Here is a 15,483-nt window from a genome sequence, read left to right on the forward strand (position 1 = left end):
GACGACACGAGGTCTGTCTCCTTTGAGGAAGGGGACAGCGCAACGCGCCTGCTCCAAACCGGGTTTAGGCGGCTGAATGCACGATGCGAGGTCCCGCGAGGTTTGTGAGTTGGGAAACCTCGCGGGAAGTGGGTCCGCGAACCACTCGTGGTTGGGTGGCGACGTCGTGGCCGGGAGCGCGCTGACGAGACGAGCGCCGCTGAATTTGAATACGGATCGCTAGCGCTACACGGTGGGCGAAGAGCCTGGTGTAGTGCTCACGTGCAGCCTTGACTGCCGCCAGACCGTCGGTGAAGGATTTCGGTCCACGGACTGTGAACCGTTGCAGAAACGCACTGCACGCTGCGCCAATAACCCGTCGTCGCTCGATCAGCGATGTCCACAATGGTTCGAGCGTGGCCAGCGAGGAGGTCAGGCCTCGCACCGACGAAGCCAGGCGTTGCTGCGTGGCCTCCAGTGCAGTGATCTGCCCATAGTCGAGCGATGCGAACGGTCGGGGGGTGACTTGGGTGAGGCCGAAGCGCGCTAGTGGAAGGGTCGGCATCATTTGGCGGATGACCTTGGCGTTCTGCTCAACCATCCTCCGCATGGAGGGGCTGAGGTGCGCCGAGGTCGTCATGGCACCAAGTCTAGTTCGATCTTCCGGGCGTTCGGTATTTCAGAGGTCGCCGAACATCCCGCCCCCACCTAGCTGGGGCATGGCTAGTCGCCGATGCCGTAGTCGTGGCCTCGATCCCGCTCCGGCGGTAGGTCGCGGGGGCCAGGGGTAGAGGACGGCGGTGCGGCTGTCGTGGAGACATCGCGACCACGCGGCGGTGCGATGAGAGCCCGGATGGCGTCTTCAGAGGCACGGTGTTCGGCTGGAAGCGTATCCCGGCGGGCTACTTCGGCTCGGGCGTGAGCGATGGCGGCGGCAGCGTCGTCGCGGTCCTCGATCGCTTTCTGGTGAAGCTGGCGGGCGCGGGCGTCGGCATGTTCGGCCGCAGCCAGTTCGCCTGCAAGCGTGGCGGTGTCGGCGGCGCGGGCGGTCAGTTCGTCCCATTGGTGTTCGGGGACGCCGACGGCCCGGTGGGTCTGTTCGTGGGCGGCGGCGAGGTACTGGTGCTGACGCTCGGCCGCGGCGACCGCCTCGGCGAGGCGCTGGTGGTGTTGGTCGTGCTCGGCGCGTGCTTTGCGTCCGCGCCCGGCAGGCGGCAGTCCCGCCAGCTCGGCGCGCGCCTCTGTGACGCGGGCTGCGGCGTCGGCGAGAGCGCGTCCGGCGGTGCGGGCGGTGGTGATGCGGCCGACGGCGTCGGCGAGGTCGGCGTGGTCGCCGCGCACCCGCGGTGTCTGCTCGGGTGCTGGTCGGCTGGTTTTCAGGTCGTCGACGGCGAGGGTGTGGCGGCGGGTGAGGGTGCGTAAGTGTGCGGTGAGCTGGTCGTCGCTCATGACGCGGAGCGGGTCCTGGTGGAGCCAGTCGCGCAGCTCGGCGTCGGCCGCCGGTTCGGCGACCGCGGTGGCGGTGGCTTCGGCGGCGGGCTGGGTCGCCGATGGCGTGACCGCGTCGGGGGTAGCGACGGGCCCGGTGGCCGTGGTCGGCATGAGGTAGGTGTCGCGGTGGTGGTGAGCGGTGTGGGTGAGGGCGTGGACGTGGTTGAGGCGGTTGTCGATTCGGTAGATGCGGGTGGTGAGGTCGGCGCGGCGGGCGCGCAGGTCGGCGAGGTTGAGTTCGTCGAGTTCGGTGGCTTGTAGGCGCATGAGTTCGACGTCGGTGTCGGTGACGCGGACGCCGCCGGATTCGGCGATCGCCGTCTCGAGGCGGGCGTTCGCGTCGTGGTAGACGGCGGCGAGGGCGTCGCGGTCGGCGGTCGCGGCGGTGATGCGCCAGTCCAGGGCGGTGGCATCGGCCTCGGCGCGTAGCGCGGCGAGGTCGGGTGCTTCGTCATCACTGAGGGGGTCGAGGTCGGTGGTGTCGGCGGCGCGCAGTTGAGCGGCGGTGCGGCGCAGGGCGGTGGCCTGGTTCGTGAGATCTTCGATGAGTTGTTCGGCCATCATCAGGTCGTGGTGGTGGCCGGCGGTGTCGGCGGCCGCGGCGAATTGGTGGTCGGCGGCCGCGCGCAACGCGAGCACGTGCGGGGCCATGGCTTGCTGGTGGGCGCTGGTGCCGGTGTTGATCGCTTCGCGTAGCTGCGCCATGTCGGTGTCGAGTTCGGCGAGCTGGGCGGTGAGTTCGTAACGCAGCGCGATGCATTCGGCGAGGTCGGTCGGCGCGGCGAAGCGATCGGGTGCAGCGACGGCGTCTGCGGCGAAGTCGTCGAAGTCCAGGTCCTCGTAGCGGTCCAACTCCTCGGCGCCGAGGTCCACGCCGGGTTCGGGTGGCGGTTCGGTGGCGGTGAGCGCGGCGAGGTAGTCCTCGTCAACGCCGACGTTCTCGTCGAGGTCGTTGCCGGGCTGGCTGGTGAGGGTGTCGGCCCAGGGGTCGGCCAGTCCGGCGGCTTCGGCTGCGGCTTCGGCGGCGGCTTCGTCGTCGGGGGTGGGCGGTGCCGGCGGTACTGGGGTGGTGTCGGTGGCGTGGCTGCTGTGGGTGACGAGCAGTTCGACTCGCCAGGTGAGCAGGCGGGCGTATTCGTCGAGGCGGACGGTGTGGTCGTCGTCGGCGCCGTGGTGGAGCAGGGTGTCGGCGAGGTCGAGTAGCTCGTGGGGAGTCCACTGGGCGGGGTCGGCGGCGTTGACCGCGGCCACGAGTGCGGGCCAGGCGCGGTCGGTGAGGATCGCTTCGGCGGCGCGGTCCCCGACGATCCCGACGAGCATGTCGGCCCAGTTGGGGCGCAGGCCGGTGTTGGTGGCTTCGGCGGCGGCGGGGGCCAACTGTCCGGACAGGCGCCACCACAGTGCGGCGGCGGGCATTTCGGTGGGCAGCGGGTTGTCGGCGAGGGCGTCGCGGGCCAGGGCATCGACGTCGAGGCCGGCGCGGGCGGCCAGCGACAGGTGGTCGGCGAGTTCGGGCCAGTACGGGTCGGCGAGGAGGTGGGGGTCGAGGTCGCGGGCGAGGTCGGCGTAGCGGGCGGCCTCGGCGGTGGTGGTGATGAGCGCGTCGGCGCGCTCGGTCAGCGCGGCGTGACGCCGCGCCAGGGCGATGGAATTTGGTCGCGGTCCGGCGGGACGCCGGTCGGTGTCGTCGACGCCGCGGGCGGCGCGGAACACGGCGAGTTCGGCGACGAGCTCGCGGCCGCGTTCGGCGTCAGCGAGGAGCAGTGGACGCGCCCATACGGGGGCGGTGGTGGCGGCCCAGGATGCGGCGCGTTCGGTGACGGCGGCGGCGAGGTCGGTGACGAGGGCGCCGCGGCGGGTGAGGTAGGGCGCCCATTGCGGGTCGTCGAACCCGGCGGGGACCCGCGGCAGCCAGGGCAGGGGTCCGCCGCCTGCGGAGTGTTGCTGGGTGGGGTCCAGGCGCCAGTCGAGCACGGCGGCCGGGTCGGCGGCGGTGGCCAGTTCGCGGTGGGTGATCGCGGCCTGTAGCCGCTCGATCGGGTCGTCGCCACCGAGGGCCAGCGTGGCGAGGTGGGTGCGCAGGGTGGGCCAGGCTGCGCACGCGGTGAGCGTGCCGGCGGGGGTGCCGGTGTGGGTGCTGTAGAGGGTGTCGGCGTCGTGTTCGAGGTCGCGCAGCGCTGTGGCGCCGAGGGTGTGTTCGGCGGCGGCACCGAGGGCGTGGTCGTAGGCGGCCGCGGCCCGGGACAGACGTAGGAACGGGTCGACGGCGTCGCGTTGGGCGGTGGTCGCCGACTGTTGGGTGCCGTCGCGGCCGAGGATCGCGGCCAGGGTTTCCAGCCCGGTTTGGGGGTGGCGGGCCTTGGGGGTGGTGGCGTTGTGTGGGTCGGTTTCGGTGGTGGGGAGGTAGATGTGGTTGCCGTGGCGGCCGCGGGTCATCGCGACGTAGAGCAGTTGGCGGTCTAGGGCGTCGGAGCCGATGACGTGGCAGGTGTCGGCGGTCATGCCCTGGGCGGCGTGGATGGTGGAGGCGTAGCCGAGGGTGGTGTTCTCGGCGACGTAGTCGGCCGGTAGCTGCACGTGCCGGTTGAGGTCGAGGTGCTGGGCGGTCAGGGTGCCGTCGGCGCCGATGTGGGTGACCCGCCAGCGGTCGCCGTTGCGGACCCAGTCGGTGGCCGACAGGCGTAGATCGCGGCGGTTGCGGCGGGTGCTGATGATGTCGCCGACGCTTGCGGCCAGGCCATCGGACAACGCGACCTCGGGGCTGCGGAGGCGGGGGTCGATCCCGGCGAGACGGTCGGCGCGGGCGCGTTCGTTGAGGGCGTTGACGGTGTCGCGGGTGGCGGCGAGCATGACGGTGTCACGTCCGGCGGCGCGGTCGCCCAACCAGGCCAGGTAGGCGTCATCGGCGGCGACGGCGTCGGACTCGACGTGGATGCGTCCGTGGTCGGCGTAGAAACCGAGCGCGGCGGGGTCACCGTCGCGCAGCGCCAGCGACGCCGCGCCCTCGGCGGCGTCGGAGAAGCGGACCACCTGGCTCAGGGTCAGCGCACCGGTTTCGTGCGCGACGTCGCGCAGCACACCGCCGGCCGAGATCGAGGCGAGCTGCTGGTCGTCGCCGACCAGCCGCACACTGCCACCGCGGGCGGCCACGCACCGGATCACCTCATCGAGGTCGGCGGTCGAGGCCATCCCGGCCTCGTCGACGACGACGAGGGTGTCGGGTCCGATGCTGGTGAACCAGTCCGGTTCCTTGGGTGCGTGATAGGCGGGATCGGCCAGTTTCTCTTGCGCCGCGGCCACCTTCGCCGCGAGCTCGGGGTTGTCCTCTGTGCGCGAGGGCGGCGTCGCGGCCAGGGCGCGGTCGCGGCTGGCTTGGGCGAGTTGGACGAGCTTGGCGGCGGTGTCGGTGGTGGTGTCGAGTTCTTCACGCAGCACCGCGGCTGCGGCGGCGGTGGGGGCCAGGCCGATGAGGGTTCCGCCGCTGTCGGTCCACGCCCGGGCGAGGGTGCGCATGGCGGTGGTCTTACCGGTACCGGCGGGCGCCAGCACCAGTTGCACGCGACGCCCGGAGGTGGCGAGTTCGCGCACCATGGCGGCTTGGCCGGCGTTGAGTTCGCGGCCGTTGGCGGCTTGCTCGAGCAACGCGATGTCGATGGTGGCCTCGTCGAGGCGGCGGCCGTCGGCACGCTTGGCGGCGGCCACGATCCGGTGTTCGGCGGCAAGGATCTCGATGCTGGTGTGCAGGGCGACGTCGTGGCGCACGAACACTGATTCGCCGTTCGCGCGACGCAACACCTCCGGCTCGCCGAGGTCGCCGTCGAGCGCATCCGACGACACCGCGACGCTGGTGTCAGCGGCCAGGGCGGTGTCGACGATGCGCTCGATGGCGGCGGCGAGTTCGTCGGTGTCGGTGATGCCGGCGAAGTCGCGGGCACGCAGTTGGCGTTCGGCTTCGGCGCGCAGATGCGGACGCTGCCAGCGGGCGCGGGTGGCCGAGATGTTCTCGATGCACGCACCGGCGAGGTCGGTGCACAACTCGTCGGTGAACTCCGAATACTCACGGGTGTGGGGGCGTGGATGGGTGGCCTCGTGCACGAGGTCGCTGATCGCCCGATCGCCGCCGAGGATGCGTCGCGCATCGGCCCGCCACGCCTGGCGTTGCTCGGCATAGGAGCGGGGTTCGTGTTTGGCTTCGCGGGTGTCCAGGGTGGCCTGCTGGGCCAGATCGAACGCCTCACCGGTGGTGGGTTCGCGGCCGTGATCGGCGTGAAACTGCTGCGACAGTTCACCGAGACGCTGCTCGATCATCGCGCGCCGCGACGACCACTGCGCCATCAGTTCGGTGGACACACCGTCAATTTCGCGGACCGGCCGTTTCCGTGCGTCGGTCTGCTGTCGTTCGCTGAACGAGACCCCAAGATCGCGCTGAAGGTAGAGCTCGATGCGCGAGTTGTACACCTCCGACGCGGACACGGTGGCCTTGAACAACGGGGTGCCGTCCAGGGCCATCCACCGGGTGATCCCGGCAGCGTCACGCACCCGCACCTTGTTGGAGATGGCGACGTGGGTGTGCAGGTCCGGGTCCCCGGCTCGGGAGTCGCGGTGGGTGAACGCTGCGGCGATCAGACCGTCGGTGTCGACCTGGGCGATGCCGTCGGTTCCCAACCGCGACAGGCACGCTTCGCGTTCGATGAACGCCAGTGCATCGGCGACCGCCTGACGGTGGGCGGCCTCGATCTTCTCGGCCATCGGCAGCGGCGCGACAGCCCACAACGCCGACACCGATTTCACCGGACTGAACGTCATGTCGTACCCGGCAACCGCCGACTGCCGTCGGCGGCTTTCCTGGGCGATGAAGCCTGAGAGCTCGCGCGAATCCCGCGGCGGCCGGCGGTAGGTTTTCGTGAATCGCTCGCGGCCCAACTCGGTGCGCAACGCCGCCCGGGTGTCGTCGTCGATGACCGCATCCCACCGTTCGCCGCGGGCGAGGTTGTGGTCGCGGAATACCACCGCGAGTTCCTGTAGGAACTCCGGATATTCGTTGTAGACGGCGTAGGCGTTGCCCAGTTTCGTCGCCGCCAACGCCTGGGCAGCGCGGCAGTCGGAGGAGGCCACGGCGTGCTGTTCGATCGCGGTGGCGTTGGGGTGGCGGCCCTCGCCGAACAGTGCCTTCATCTGCGCCGCCGACACCATCGACCCGGCCTCGACGGTGCGCTGCTCGACCAGCTGCTCGGACACCTCCAGTCCGGCCCCGACATCGCTCAGCCCGGCCAGCCCGGACCCGATCCACTGGCCCGGGGAATCGCCTTTGGCGCTGTAGTAGTCGGCCAGCGACACCCGCCCCTTATCGGTGGCATCCATCGCCGCAACGGATTTGGTCAGGTACTCATAACCGTCGCCGGCGGTGAGCTTGTGGATGGTGGCGGTCACGGCCGAATCACCGCCGGAACGGGCGCAACTCGTTGGTCCGGGCCACCGCATGGACGCTGGCGCGGTGCGCCCGGACCAGCTCGGCAATGACTCCGCTGGCGACCTCGTCGCCGCCCTCGATCCGCTCGGCCAGCGTCCCGAGAAGTTCCGCGGTGGCGGTGGGGGAGGCCAGCACCTGGGCCACCGCATCCTGAGCGGTGACCCCGGCCGTGGCGGGCCGGTCGTGGCGGCGGACCCACGCTGCGCGGCGGCACTCATCCGAGCACCAGCGGCGCGGCCGACCGCGCCGTGGTGCGCCGTCTCCGGGCAGCACGCCACCGCAGTGATCGCACGCCCCGACACCGGCCATGGCTGCATTCTGACACATTAATTTCGTCGGACGAATCCAGAATGCAAGAGGTGTGTGGGAGTTCTCTGGTTTTGCAGATCGGGGGAGGTGGTGTGGAAAGTGGTGGCGCGTGGGGTGTTGGTGCAGGTGAGGAGGGTGAGGGGCGGGACTGGGAAGGCGGAAACGGTGGCGAGGTTAGGGGGAGTGGGGGTGAAACGTGCACCGAGAGCGGGCGTGTGGCGGTGGCGAGGGGGCGTTGGCCGGCGTTATCGTGGCTGGTATGCCGTCGAACAATTCAAAACTCACTGCCAGTCAGGCGCGCGCTGCTGCGCGCAAACGAACCCTTGGGGCGTTGGAGACGCGTCGAGCCGAGGAACGCGCGAAACTCGAACGCAGACTCGAAGCTGAGTTGCGGGTGATGGAAGCCAACGAGGCCAACATCGCCGAGTTCCTGCAAGCCGACTCCGAACTCGCCGCTGCCGAAGCAGAACTGCGAGTGATCACCGAGCGGTCAGCGAAGGCGAAAGCCACCGCGCTCGCCGCGATCGCCGAGCGAGTAGGAAGTGTTAGTGGCGCCGCCGATCTCGTGGAAATTAGTGCCGCGAAAGCCAAGACGCTGCTACGTGAGGCGGGCCTGTCCGTCGGGACCAAGAAGGCCACCCCCAGCCCGGAGCCAACACCGACCCCCGGCGCTCCGGATGCGACCACCGATGAGACCCGCACCGAGCCCTCCGATCCAGCGGTGATGTCGGCCTAGGGCTTTAGGGTTCGGCCATGAGTGTCGACCCTGACCACGATCAACTCGGCCTGTTCGCGGTGCCGGCCACCCACCTGGCGGTCGGCACCGCGACTCCGTCGCCGGGTGTGGTCACCGACCCGACGCTGATGCCCGATGCTCGCGCCGAAGAACACTTCTGGCAGCACGTCGTACTCACACCGCGTGGCTGCTGGTACTGGATCGGGGCGATCAGCTCGCCCGACGGGTACGGCCGATTCACCTTCCGGCGGAACAACCGTCAACGAGCGATCAGTGCGCACCGTTTCGCGCTGCTGCTGGTGCACCCCGACCTCGGTGCCGACGCCGCCGACATCGGCGAGCACTACTGCAATGAACCTCTGTGCGTGCGCGTGGATTCCGCCCACGTGCGTATCGGCACCCAGACCAACAACCTCACCTACGCCGTCGGTCTCGGCCGCCACCGCGGATCACGACCAACCACCGCTATCGACCGCGCCGCGCGTTCGATCATGCTGCGCACCTACCTACGCGACGGCGGCGACCCCGACCACGCGCATCGGCTGTTCCAGCCCGTACCGTCCGCGGCCGCCGACCAGCTCGGCCTGTTCTGAAACAGACACCCGCCTTGTGTTAGTGCCCGGGCGCTCACGCGAGGGGCACAAACCGCATTGCGGCGTCGTCCCGCCCCAAGGCCCGAAAGAGGACTTCGATGCTCGAACTCGAACCCACAGGCTCGCAGATCGTGAGCGGGCGTTGGCAGTTCAACGCTGCGCGCGTCGGCGCGCTCGTGATCGCGGCTGCGGCGTACGCGGCCGCGTTCGGCGAAGGTATCTCCACAGCGATCGACCGCTACGGGCAAGGCGCGTCCACGCAGCCGTTCTCCTGGTCTGGGGAAGTGCTGGTGTGGTTACGGCTTGTCGTCGCAAGTGGTGCGCTCGTCGGCCTCAGTTGGCTGATCCTTCGCGAACTCACCACGAGGCCGTGGTGGTGGTCGTGGCCGCAGTGGACTCGCCGCCCTCCGCTGTCGCGCTCGACCTACGTGGCGTGCGTGAGCGTGTACGTACTGAGCGTGTATGCCACCCTGGGTCTTCGGTGGCTCGTCGACCTCGCGCTGCCAGCGCTCGCCGTCGACGACACGAGCACAACAGCGCAGCGTCCGTTGGCGGCCGCGGTCATCGCGGGACTGAGGGCCGGGTTCGGTGAGGAGGTGTTCGTTGTCGCGGTGCCGATCGCGGCGCTGGCGATGTGGCTGCCGTCGACTCGTGTGGGCTTGATCGCGGCGTTGTGCGTGCTCGTTCCGATGCGGCTGGCCTATCACGTGTACTACGGGGCCGGCCTCTGGGTGAGCATGGCCCTGTGGGCAGTGGTGTCGGCGTACATGGTCTGGCGATGGCGCGACTACCGGCTCGTGATCGGGTTCGCGTTGGCGCACGCGGCATACAACATCTGCGAGGGCTACGCGTTGGCCTTCTGGGGGTTAGTCAGTGTTGCTGCGGCGGGCGTGGTCGCGCTCGCGCTGACGCATCGGGTCCGCACCGGACGGTGGATCACCATGGCACCGCCGCTGCGGGCGCCCGCCCCTGTGCGCGTCTGAGGTTCGGCTATCGCGGGCACTGACCCCAGACACCGGCTCGGGCTGCTTGCGCGTCGCGTTGGGCGGCGGCGAGGGCGTCGGCGTGGCGGCCGGGTTGGTGGTTGTAGACGTAGGTGCGTGCCCACCCTTCGGCGACGAGTGTGTGGTTGAGCATCGTGTCGCCGATCCAGACGTAGGCCAGGGCGCGGCCGTAGCGGTCGGTGTGGTCTTGGGTGGGGTCGTACTCGAGGTGCACGGTGGTGCCGGGGGCGGCGAGTGCGCGGGTGCGGTCGCTGGCTTGCGGGCCGCACGGCTGGACCGGGGTATTGGGCTTGCGGACCTCGGGGGTGTCGATGCCGAGTAGCCGCACGGTGAGCGCGGGATCGGTGTCGGTGGAGACGGTGATCGTGTCGCCGTCGATGACTCTGGTGACCACTGCGGGCGTGGTACCGCCTGATGGCCGCGACGGCGCAGCAACAGAGGTCGTCCGCGGCCACAGGTCGCCGGGTGCGGGCAGGGCGTCGACGACGCCGCTGAGGGCCACGAATGCTGCCACGACGAGTGCGGCGAGCAGCGCGAGGCGCAGCACGGTGCGGGAGGCGAGACGGGTGAGGGTGCGCATGGACAAGGGCTCCGAACGAGGCGGGTGCGGGCAGGGGTCAGTCGAACAACGACATCTGCTGTTCGGCGGCGGCGGCGTCGGTGCGGTCGATGTAGGTCTGGGCCCAGTCCTTGACCACGGCGACGGGTTCATCGAGGGCGGTAGCGACTTGGTCCCAGGTGAGGTTGTCGACGTGGCGCAGGGTGTAGGCGTCGGCGTGGAGCTTGGCGAGGTCGGCGGCCGGGTATCGGATGTCGGCGGGCATGGCGGTGTTCCTTTCGATGTCTTAGTTCGGGCGCAGGGTGGACAGGCGGGTGCGGTGTTCGCGTAGTGCGATGCCGTGGGCGCACATGTAGTCCCACAGTTCGGCTTCGGGGAGGTGGTCGGCGGCGTGGGTGATGCCGTCTCCGGCGGCGCGGTAGCGGCGGCGGTAGGCGTCGGCGACGACCATCGCCGCGTAGTGGCGTGCCTGGATGCCGTCGGCGCCGGCGGAGGTCGCCGCGACGAGCGCCCGGGTGAGGCGCTCGGCGCCGAGGGTGGCCGCGCGTCCTTGGCGGCGTAGTTCGTGGGCGACGGTGGTGGCGTCGTGTGCGCGGCGGGTCCCGTCGGCGATGAGGTCGGCGATGATCGTGAACAGTTCGCCGTGGGCGGGCACGTAGAAGTCTTCGGCGCGGACCAGGCCGACGATGTCAGCGAGGTCGTCGTGGTGGGCGGGTGTGGCCCACAGCAGCGCCGAGAGCAACAGGACCTCGGCGTGGCCGGTGTCGCTGGCCCACCCGTGGCCATCAGCGAGCGCCGCGTCGTCGTGAGCGGCGGCGCTCACCGACGGGTCGGGTGGGGTCGCGGCGGGCATGGTTCAGATCACCTGGTGGCGTCGTGTGGTGTCGCCGCGGCCGTCGTAGTCATAGCCGAGGAAGTGGCCGCACTCACGGCGGGCGCGGTCGGCCAGTTCGAGGGCCTGATCGAGCAGGTGGGGAAGCACAGCAATGTCGGCGCGGCGAGTGGACACCTCCGTGAGCGGGAGGCGGGTGAGGTCACCGCCTTCGTAGACGGCGATGACGATCGGGTGAACGGGCGACCATCGCGGGTTGCTCGGCGCGAAGACACCGGCGCCGTTGTCGATGAGTGCCTGCCAGTCGTTGTCGATCATCACCACGACGTCGCGCGTGCGGGTGTAGGCGAGGTGCCCGCTGCGCTGCGTGCCGAAGGTGGTGCGGGTGAACACCAGCCCGGTGGTGGCCGTGATGTCGGCGAGAGCGGCGTCGAGGGTGTCGCTCATCGGAGACGCCGTTCCGCGCGGGCTTCGAGGGCGGCGAGCATCGCTGTGTCGTCCTGGGCGGCGAGCGCGATCTCTTCGGCGGCTCCGATCTCGCACTCGGGTGCGTGCGGATCGCTGAAGTGTTCCCCGCACCTCTGGCAGCAGTCGGAATGGATGTTGGCCAGGGTGACCTGGATGATGTTGTCGTCGAAGTTGGCCACGTAGGCCAGGCCGTTGGGAACGGCGATCCTGACGACAAGGTCTCCCTCGACGTCGGCGAGCGTGGCCTGCACCTGGGGTGCGGCGGTGTCGGCGGGATCCGCTGCGGCTTGTGTTGCCCACAGTGAGGCGGTGTCGGCGGGATCCGCTGCGGCTTGTGTTGCCCACAGTGAGGCGGTGTCGGCGGGATCCGCTGCGGCTTGTGTTGCCCACAGTGAGGCGTTGTCGGCGGCGATCGTGAGGCCACCGAAAGTCCACTGGGTGTGGTCGTTGGTGGCGCTGGTGGTGGATGGACGGCTCATCCTGGTTCTCCTTGGTCGGTGTACTTCGGGGTGGGTGTCGTCGACGGCAAGTGCGACACCCACGTTGCGGGGACTGGTCGGGTCAGGCGGCGCAGGCCAGCGCCTTCACTCGATCGGGGCGGAATCCGCTCCATGACTGCTGGCCGTCGTCGATCACCACGACCGGGGCCTGCTGGTAACCCAGGCTCATCACGTAGTCGCGGGCGTCGTCGTCGGCGCTGATATCGACCACCTGATAGGTCAGGCCCTGCTTGTCCAACGCTTTGTAGGTGGCGTGGCATTGAACGCAAGCGGGCTTTGTGTACACGGTGATGATCATTGCTGAAACCTTTCTTCGGTGGCTGTTTGCTTTCTTCTACTCTATATCTAAAGGGCTGTATATGCAAGGGCTGCAACGTATTTCATGGCGCATGTAAATCTGTCGCGACCTGCTGTTAGGGGCCATTCGAATACCCACCCACTCCTCTCTTCGAGGATTCTTCTATTCACTTGGTAAAGCACCACAGAAAGCGCGACGAAATAGGCGAGGAAATGACGGGTGGTTGCGTGACTTTGCCGGTAGGCAAGAGGACTCTGGCCCTCGGGACGGCTACTGGCGGCGTTGAGAGTGGCGGGGCCGGCGTCAGCGGATGGTGGTGATGAGCGCGCTCGGTGTGGTGTGCAGGGCGCGGGCTATCCGGGTGAGTGTGACCACGGTCGGCGCGCGCTCGCCCGCCTCGATGCCGCGCAGGAAGGTCCGGCTGGTGCCGACGGTGCGGGCCAGGGCTTGCTGGCTGATCTTGAGTTCGGTGCGGCGGGCGACGATCGCCGCACCGACGGCGGCCATGACGGCGGTCTCGTCAACGCTGATTGCGGACGGATCGCTCGACATGGATTCGGGCCTCTCGGGGGCGGACGGTGATCGTGTGGTGTTGAGCTTGCCAGAGCCGGGGGAGGGCGAGTGCGTGCCGTGCCCGGCAGGCAGGTCGGGCACGGCTCGATCGGTGGTGTCGGTCATCGGCCGAGGGTTTCGGCGGCGACGTCGTAGCCTCCCCACAGTGACCGGCCCGGCACGGCTCGCCACCCGTGCGGTCCCCGGCGGGTGATCATCGGATAGCCCTGGGGACGGTCGGTGCCGTGCAGTTCGGTGACGGCGGTTTCCCAGTTGCGGCGGGTGCGGCGCTTGGGGCCGTCGTCGTAGGGCGCCGAGGGCACGATCGGGTCGTCGCGCCATCCCGGGAAACAGTGATCCAGGCCCAACAGCGCCGCGTCGGTGTCGTCGTCGACGACCTCGGAGTGCCAGCCGCATCCTCGGCAGAAGCTGCGCGAGACCAGATCACCTACGCACAGGCAGCCGCGGTGCGAGGTCCGGTTGCATCGGAGGTCGGTTTGCAGGGTGATCGGGATGCACGTGTCGGTCGGTTCGCGGCTGCTCGCGTACTCACCGATCGCGACGTGCCAGCCGTGCGAGTCGCGCAAGCAGGCGAGATCAGGCCACGCCTTCCTCCACTGCGCCATCGCGTGCTCGTAGTCGGCAATCGTGGTGCACCGCAACGTATACAAGCGAGGGACACCGGTTGTGCGTTCGGCGTGCGCACGCTCATCGCGTGCCGCCTCGGCGAACATGTCGAGTTGCAGGCCGTGCGAGGACGGCGCGGTCGGCTTCGTCGGGAAAGTGGTTGTGGTCATGACTTGACTGTACCCCATAGGGTGCATATTGTGAACCCTATAAGGTGCATCCCTTGGGTGGGTAAGACGTCAGAAGATGCACCACCACAGCAACATTCGACACAAAGGGAGCCTCGCATGTCGTGGAGCTACAGCAACATCGCCGCCAGCCCGAGCGCACGCGAGATCATCCGCGCTACCAACGTGCTCCAGAGCGGACATTCTGAGCTCGTACCCATCGAGCACGTGCACGCCATGGTCGATCTGACGTGGTCGAGGTGGGCGCTCGGTCTCGCCGAAATCCTCACCACCGGTATCGGGATCGTCCTGGCCGATGACGAGAACCGCGAATGCCTGTTCCTGACCCGCACCCCGATCTACGCCGCCAACTGACGCCCCACGACGCCATCTGAGAGGACACCCCATGACGCGCCGCACATCATCATCCGATCACGACGACATCGACCTGCTCGATCTGCTCGACGGCACCGCTGAGCGCATCGAAGAGCAACGCCGACTCGAGGCCGAAATCGCGACCCTGCGCCAGCTGTGGGAGCAGCGTCGCGCCGGGCGCCCCGACGGCCAACCCGTACCGACCGGTGAGGACTGGTGTGGCCGCTGCGGGCAGAACACCTTCGACTACGGGCTGGTCATCAACCACGACCTGGGCTACCTCGGATGCCCGGTCGAGGTCGACCCCACCTGGTCGAAATACCAGTGCGTCGGCTTCCGAGGCGCCGTGGGCTACCCATCGGGAACACTGACCGTCGAGGACCTCTGCGACCGCTGGGACCGCCAGTTCTTCCCCGACTGCGAATGCGGGCACCCCTGGGGAGTACACACCCACGCCGCCCACCCCACCTGGAGCTTCGCCTGCAACACCTCGTGCGGCTGCCCGATCTACCGGGAGCCGTCCACCTGACTTCTCACCACCAGGTCGCTGCATGCAGAGGACCGCGTCCGCTACGGTACGAACGTGTCGACTCCTTCTGGACAGCCTGGTCAGGCGCCTATCGACTTGCAGATTCTTGCGCAACGGGTCTACGGAAACCCTGGCGAGGGGCTTGTGTCGAATTCAGCGCTGCGGTCCTCGATGGACGAGGAAGCGTTACTCAAAGGCTTGGTCGGCGAGCAGAAGTCGCACGATCTGTTCATCGCGGAGTTGGCACGTTTCCATGCAACAGATGGGGTCCAGGTCGTTCACGGTCTCCGATATCCAGGCACCGAGCACGCCGATATCGACCATGCCCTCGTCTGTGGTGATCGGGTGTTTCTGATCGACTCGAAACTGTGGATGCCCGATGACTACCGCTGGTACGGCGACGCCATCCTCGCTGGTCCTGCCAACAACCCGCGCCTGATCCGCAGCAGTTTTGGCGATGCCGTTGCCAAATTCGCGACCATCGTGGCGCCGGCGAAAGTCAACGCAGCAATCCTCGTTCATTCCAGCCGACCCGGGCGCCTCACGGTCGACAACACGCTGGCTGGTCACCACCCACCTATGCGCCTCGCCGCAGACGGTCTCGACGACGTGATCACGTGGCTGGCGGAGGGAATCCCACGAAACGGCAACGCCGTTCACGTCCAGCAGTACCGGCAGTGGCAAACGATCACTATGACGCGCGTCCTCGAGCAGAAGCCGGGGACACCGCAAGCCCACAGGCTCGAACAACACCAGGCCCTCCTGCGAGCACGCGATGAACAGCGCGCGGCCCAGCAGCAACGCCGCGAAGCACGCCAGCAGGTCGCCCAAGACTGGCTGGACAGCCGAAAGTCCAAGAAGCAGAAGAAGAAAGCTGATCTCGCCCGACAACAGCAACAGTTCGAGCAGAAACGCCGGCAACGCCGCCAGGATCAGGTACTCCGCATGCAACACGACGCGCTGAACAAAGAGCGGCCCGGATGGAAACGAAAGT

General features: G+C 68.6%; 17 protein-coding genes. 6 read left to right on the top strand and 11 right to left on the bottom strand.

The window, feature by feature from the left end; translation table 11 throughout:
* Positions 1-64: 64 nt before the first annotated feature.
* The 3 genes from Q9R39_RS23760 to Q9R39_RS23770 form a co-directional block, all read right to left on the bottom strand.
* A complete protein-coding gene (locus Q9R39_RS23760; protein ID WP_311278378.1) occupies positions 65-619 on the bottom strand; it encodes a hypothetical protein in 555 nt (184 codons plus the stop codon).
* A gap of 83 nt (positions 620-702) precedes the next feature.
* Complete coding sequence (gene mobF, locus Q9R39_RS23765; RefSeq protein ID WP_311278379.1) at positions 703-6,900, bottom strand: MobF family relaxase; 6,198 nt, start codon at positions 6,898-6,900, stop codon at positions 703-705.
* 7 nt (positions 6,901-6,907) lie between these two features.
* Positions 6,908-7,249: a hypothetical protein gene (locus tag Q9R39_RS23770; RefSeq protein WP_311278380.1), complete on the bottom strand. Its 342-nt coding sequence runs from the start codon at positions 7,247-7,249 to the stop codon at positions 6,908-6,910.
* A 331-nt stretch (positions 7,250-7,580) separates the two neighbouring features.
* On the opposite strand from Q9R39_RS23770, the gene Q9R39_RS23775 reads away from it, so the two are divergent.
* From Q9R39_RS23775 to Q9R39_RS23785, 3 genes are all read left to right on the top strand, one after another.
* Positions 7,581-7,985 (top strand): hypothetical protein, encoded by a 405-nt coding sequence (locus Q9R39_RS23775; RefSeq protein ID WP_311278381.1) that lies wholly within the window; start codon positions 7,581-7,583, stop codon positions 7,983-7,985.
* Positions 7,986-8,002: 17 nt separating this feature from the next.
* Positions 8,003-8,578 (top strand): hypothetical protein, encoded by a 576-nt coding sequence (locus Q9R39_RS23780; RefSeq protein ID WP_014928894.1) that lies wholly within the window; start codon positions 8,003-8,005, stop codon positions 8,576-8,578.
* Between the two features lie 98 nt (positions 8,579-8,676).
* Positions 8,677-9,561 carry a hypothetical protein gene (locus Q9R39_RS23785; protein ID WP_014928895.1) on the top strand — a complete coding sequence of 295 codons (885 nt, stop codon included), beginning with the start codon at positions 8,677-8,679 and terminating at the stop codon, positions 9,559-9,561.
* Between the two features lie 7 nt (positions 9,562-9,568).
* Here Q9R39_RS23785 and Q9R39_RS23790 read toward each other — a convergent pair whose 3' ends face one another.
* The 8 genes from Q9R39_RS23790 to Q9R39_RS23825 all read right to left on the bottom strand — a co-directional run bounded on the left by Q9R39_RS23790 (position 9,569) and on the right by Q9R39_RS23825 (position 13,588).
* A complete protein-coding gene (locus Q9R39_RS23790; RefSeq protein WP_144066083.1) occupies positions 9,569-10,162 on the bottom strand; it encodes a thermonuclease family protein in 594 nt (197 codons plus the stop codon).
* 37 nt (positions 10,163-10,199) lie between these two features.
* Positions 10,200-10,406 (bottom strand): hypothetical protein, encoded by a 207-nt coding sequence (locus Q9R39_RS23795; protein ID WP_311278382.1) that lies wholly within the window; start codon positions 10,404-10,406, stop codon positions 10,200-10,202.
* 21 nt (positions 10,407-10,427) lie between these two features.
* Positions 10,428-10,994, bottom strand: a complete 567-nt coding sequence (locus Q9R39_RS23800) for a DnaB-like helicase N-terminal domain-containing protein (RefSeq protein ID WP_311278383.1) — start codon at positions 10,992-10,994, stop codon at positions 10,428-10,430.
* Between the two features lie 3 nt (positions 10,995-10,997).
* Positions 10,998-11,420, bottom strand: coding sequence for a hypothetical protein (locus tag Q9R39_RS23805; protein WP_311278384.1), 423 nt, complete (start codon positions 11,418-11,420; stop codon positions 10,998-11,000).
* The gene (locus tag Q9R39_RS23810) at positions 11,417-11,920 is read right to left on the bottom strand and encodes a hypothetical protein (protein WP_311278385.1); all 504 of its coding nucleotides are present in this window, start codon (positions 11,918-11,920) and stop codon (positions 11,417-11,419) included. The genes Q9R39_RS23805 and Q9R39_RS23810 overlap by 4 nt, the downstream gene beginning before the upstream one ends.
* A gap of 82 nt (positions 11,921-12,002) precedes the next feature.
* Positions 12,003-12,239, bottom strand: coding sequence for a glutaredoxin-like protein NrdH (nrdH, locus tag Q9R39_RS23815; protein ID WP_311278386.1), 237 nt, complete (start codon positions 12,237-12,239; stop codon positions 12,003-12,005).
* Between the two features lie 303 nt (positions 12,240-12,542).
* Positions 12,543-12,917: a helix-turn-helix transcriptional regulator gene (locus Q9R39_RS23820; protein ID WP_311278387.1), complete on the bottom strand. Its 375-nt coding sequence runs from the start codon at positions 12,915-12,917 to the stop codon at positions 12,543-12,545.
* On the bottom strand, positions 12,914-13,588 hold the full coding sequence (locus Q9R39_RS23825; RefSeq protein WP_148281340.1) for a DUF6349 family protein: 675 nt from the start codon (positions 13,586-13,588) through the stop codon (positions 12,914-12,916). Before Q9R39_RS23825 ends, Q9R39_RS23820 begins: the two co-directional genes overlap by 4 nt.
* Before the next feature lie 117 nt (positions 13,589-13,705).
* Here Q9R39_RS23825 and Q9R39_RS23830 point away from each other — a divergent pair, with 117 nt between their 5' ends.
* From Q9R39_RS23830 to Q9R39_RS23840, 3 genes are all read left to right on the top strand, one after another.
* Positions 13,706-13,960 carry a hypothetical protein gene (locus tag Q9R39_RS23830; protein ID WP_014928904.1) on the top strand — a complete coding sequence of 85 codons (255 nt, stop codon included), beginning with the start codon at positions 13,706-13,708 and terminating at the stop codon, positions 13,958-13,960.
* A 31-nt stretch (positions 13,961-13,991) separates the two neighbouring features.
* A complete protein-coding gene (locus Q9R39_RS23835) occupies positions 13,992-14,489 on the top strand; it encodes a hypothetical protein (protein ID WP_014928905.1) in 498 nt (165 codons plus the stop codon).
* Between the two features lie 54 nt (positions 14,490-14,543).
* On the top strand, positions 14,544-15,483 hold a 940-nt coding region (locus tag Q9R39_RS23840; RefSeq protein ID WP_311278388.1), incomplete at its 3' end, for a nuclease-related domain-containing protein.

Origin of the sequence: Gordonia sp. AC31 (genome assembly GCF_031844505.1) — a bacterium.
GTDB lineage: Bacteria > Actinomycetota > Actinomycetes > Mycobacteriales > Mycobacteriaceae > Gordonia > Gordonia hongkongensis.

Bases quoted from the DNA above. Each gene is read 5' to 3' on its own strand.
- Q9R39_RS23770 (WP_311278380.1), bottom strand. From the start codon at position 7,249: ATGGCCGGTGTCGGGGCGTGCGATCACTGCGGTGGCGTGCTGCCCGGA.
- Q9R39_RS23820 (WP_311278387.1), bottom strand. From the start codon at position 12,917: ATGACCGACACCACCGATCGAGCCGTGCCCGACCTGCCTGCCGGGCAC.
- Q9R39_RS23835 (WP_014928905.1), top strand. From the start codon at position 13,992: ATGACGCGCCGCACATCATCATCCGATCACGACGACATCGACCTGCTC.
- Q9R39_RS23760 (WP_311278378.1), bottom strand. From the start codon at position 619: ATGACGACCTCGGCGCACCTCAGCCCCTCCATGCGGAGGATGGTTGAG.
- Q9R39_RS23795 (WP_311278382.1), bottom strand. From the start codon at position 10,406: ATGCCCGCCGACATCCGATACCCGGCCGCCGACCTCGCCAAGCTCCAC.
- Q9R39_RS23780 (WP_014928894.1), top strand. From the start codon at position 8,003: ATGAGTGTCGACCCTGACCACGATCAACTCGGCCTGTTCGCGGTGCCG.
- nrdH (WP_311278386.1), bottom strand. From the start codon at position 12,239: ATGATCATCACCGTGTACACAAAGCCCGCTTGCGTTCAATGCCACGCC.
- Q9R39_RS23800 (WP_311278383.1), bottom strand. From the start codon at position 10,994: ATGCCCGCCGCGACCCCACCCGACCCGTCGGTGAGCGCCGCCGCTCAC.
- Q9R39_RS23810 (WP_311278385.1), bottom strand. From the start codon at position 11,920: ATGAGCCGTCCATCCACCACCAGCGCCACCAACGACCACACCCAGTGG.
- Q9R39_RS23805 (WP_311278384.1), bottom strand. From the start codon at position 11,420: ATGAGCGACACCCTCGACGCCGCTCTCGCCGACATCACGGCCACCACC.
- Q9R39_RS23825 (WP_148281340.1), bottom strand. From the start codon at position 13,588: ATGACCACAACCACTTTCCCGACGAAGCCGACCGCGCCGTCCTCGCAC.
- Q9R39_RS23830 (WP_014928904.1), top strand. From the start codon at position 13,706: ATGTCGTGGAGCTACAGCAACATCGCCGCCAGCCCGAGCGCACGCGAG.
- Q9R39_RS23785 (WP_014928895.1), top strand. From the start codon at position 8,677: ATGCTCGAACTCGAACCCACAGGCTCGCAGATCGTGAGCGGGCGTTGG.
- Q9R39_RS23790 (WP_144066083.1), bottom strand. From the start codon at position 10,162: ATGCGCACCCTCACCCGTCTCGCCTCCCGCACCGTGCTGCGCCTCGCG.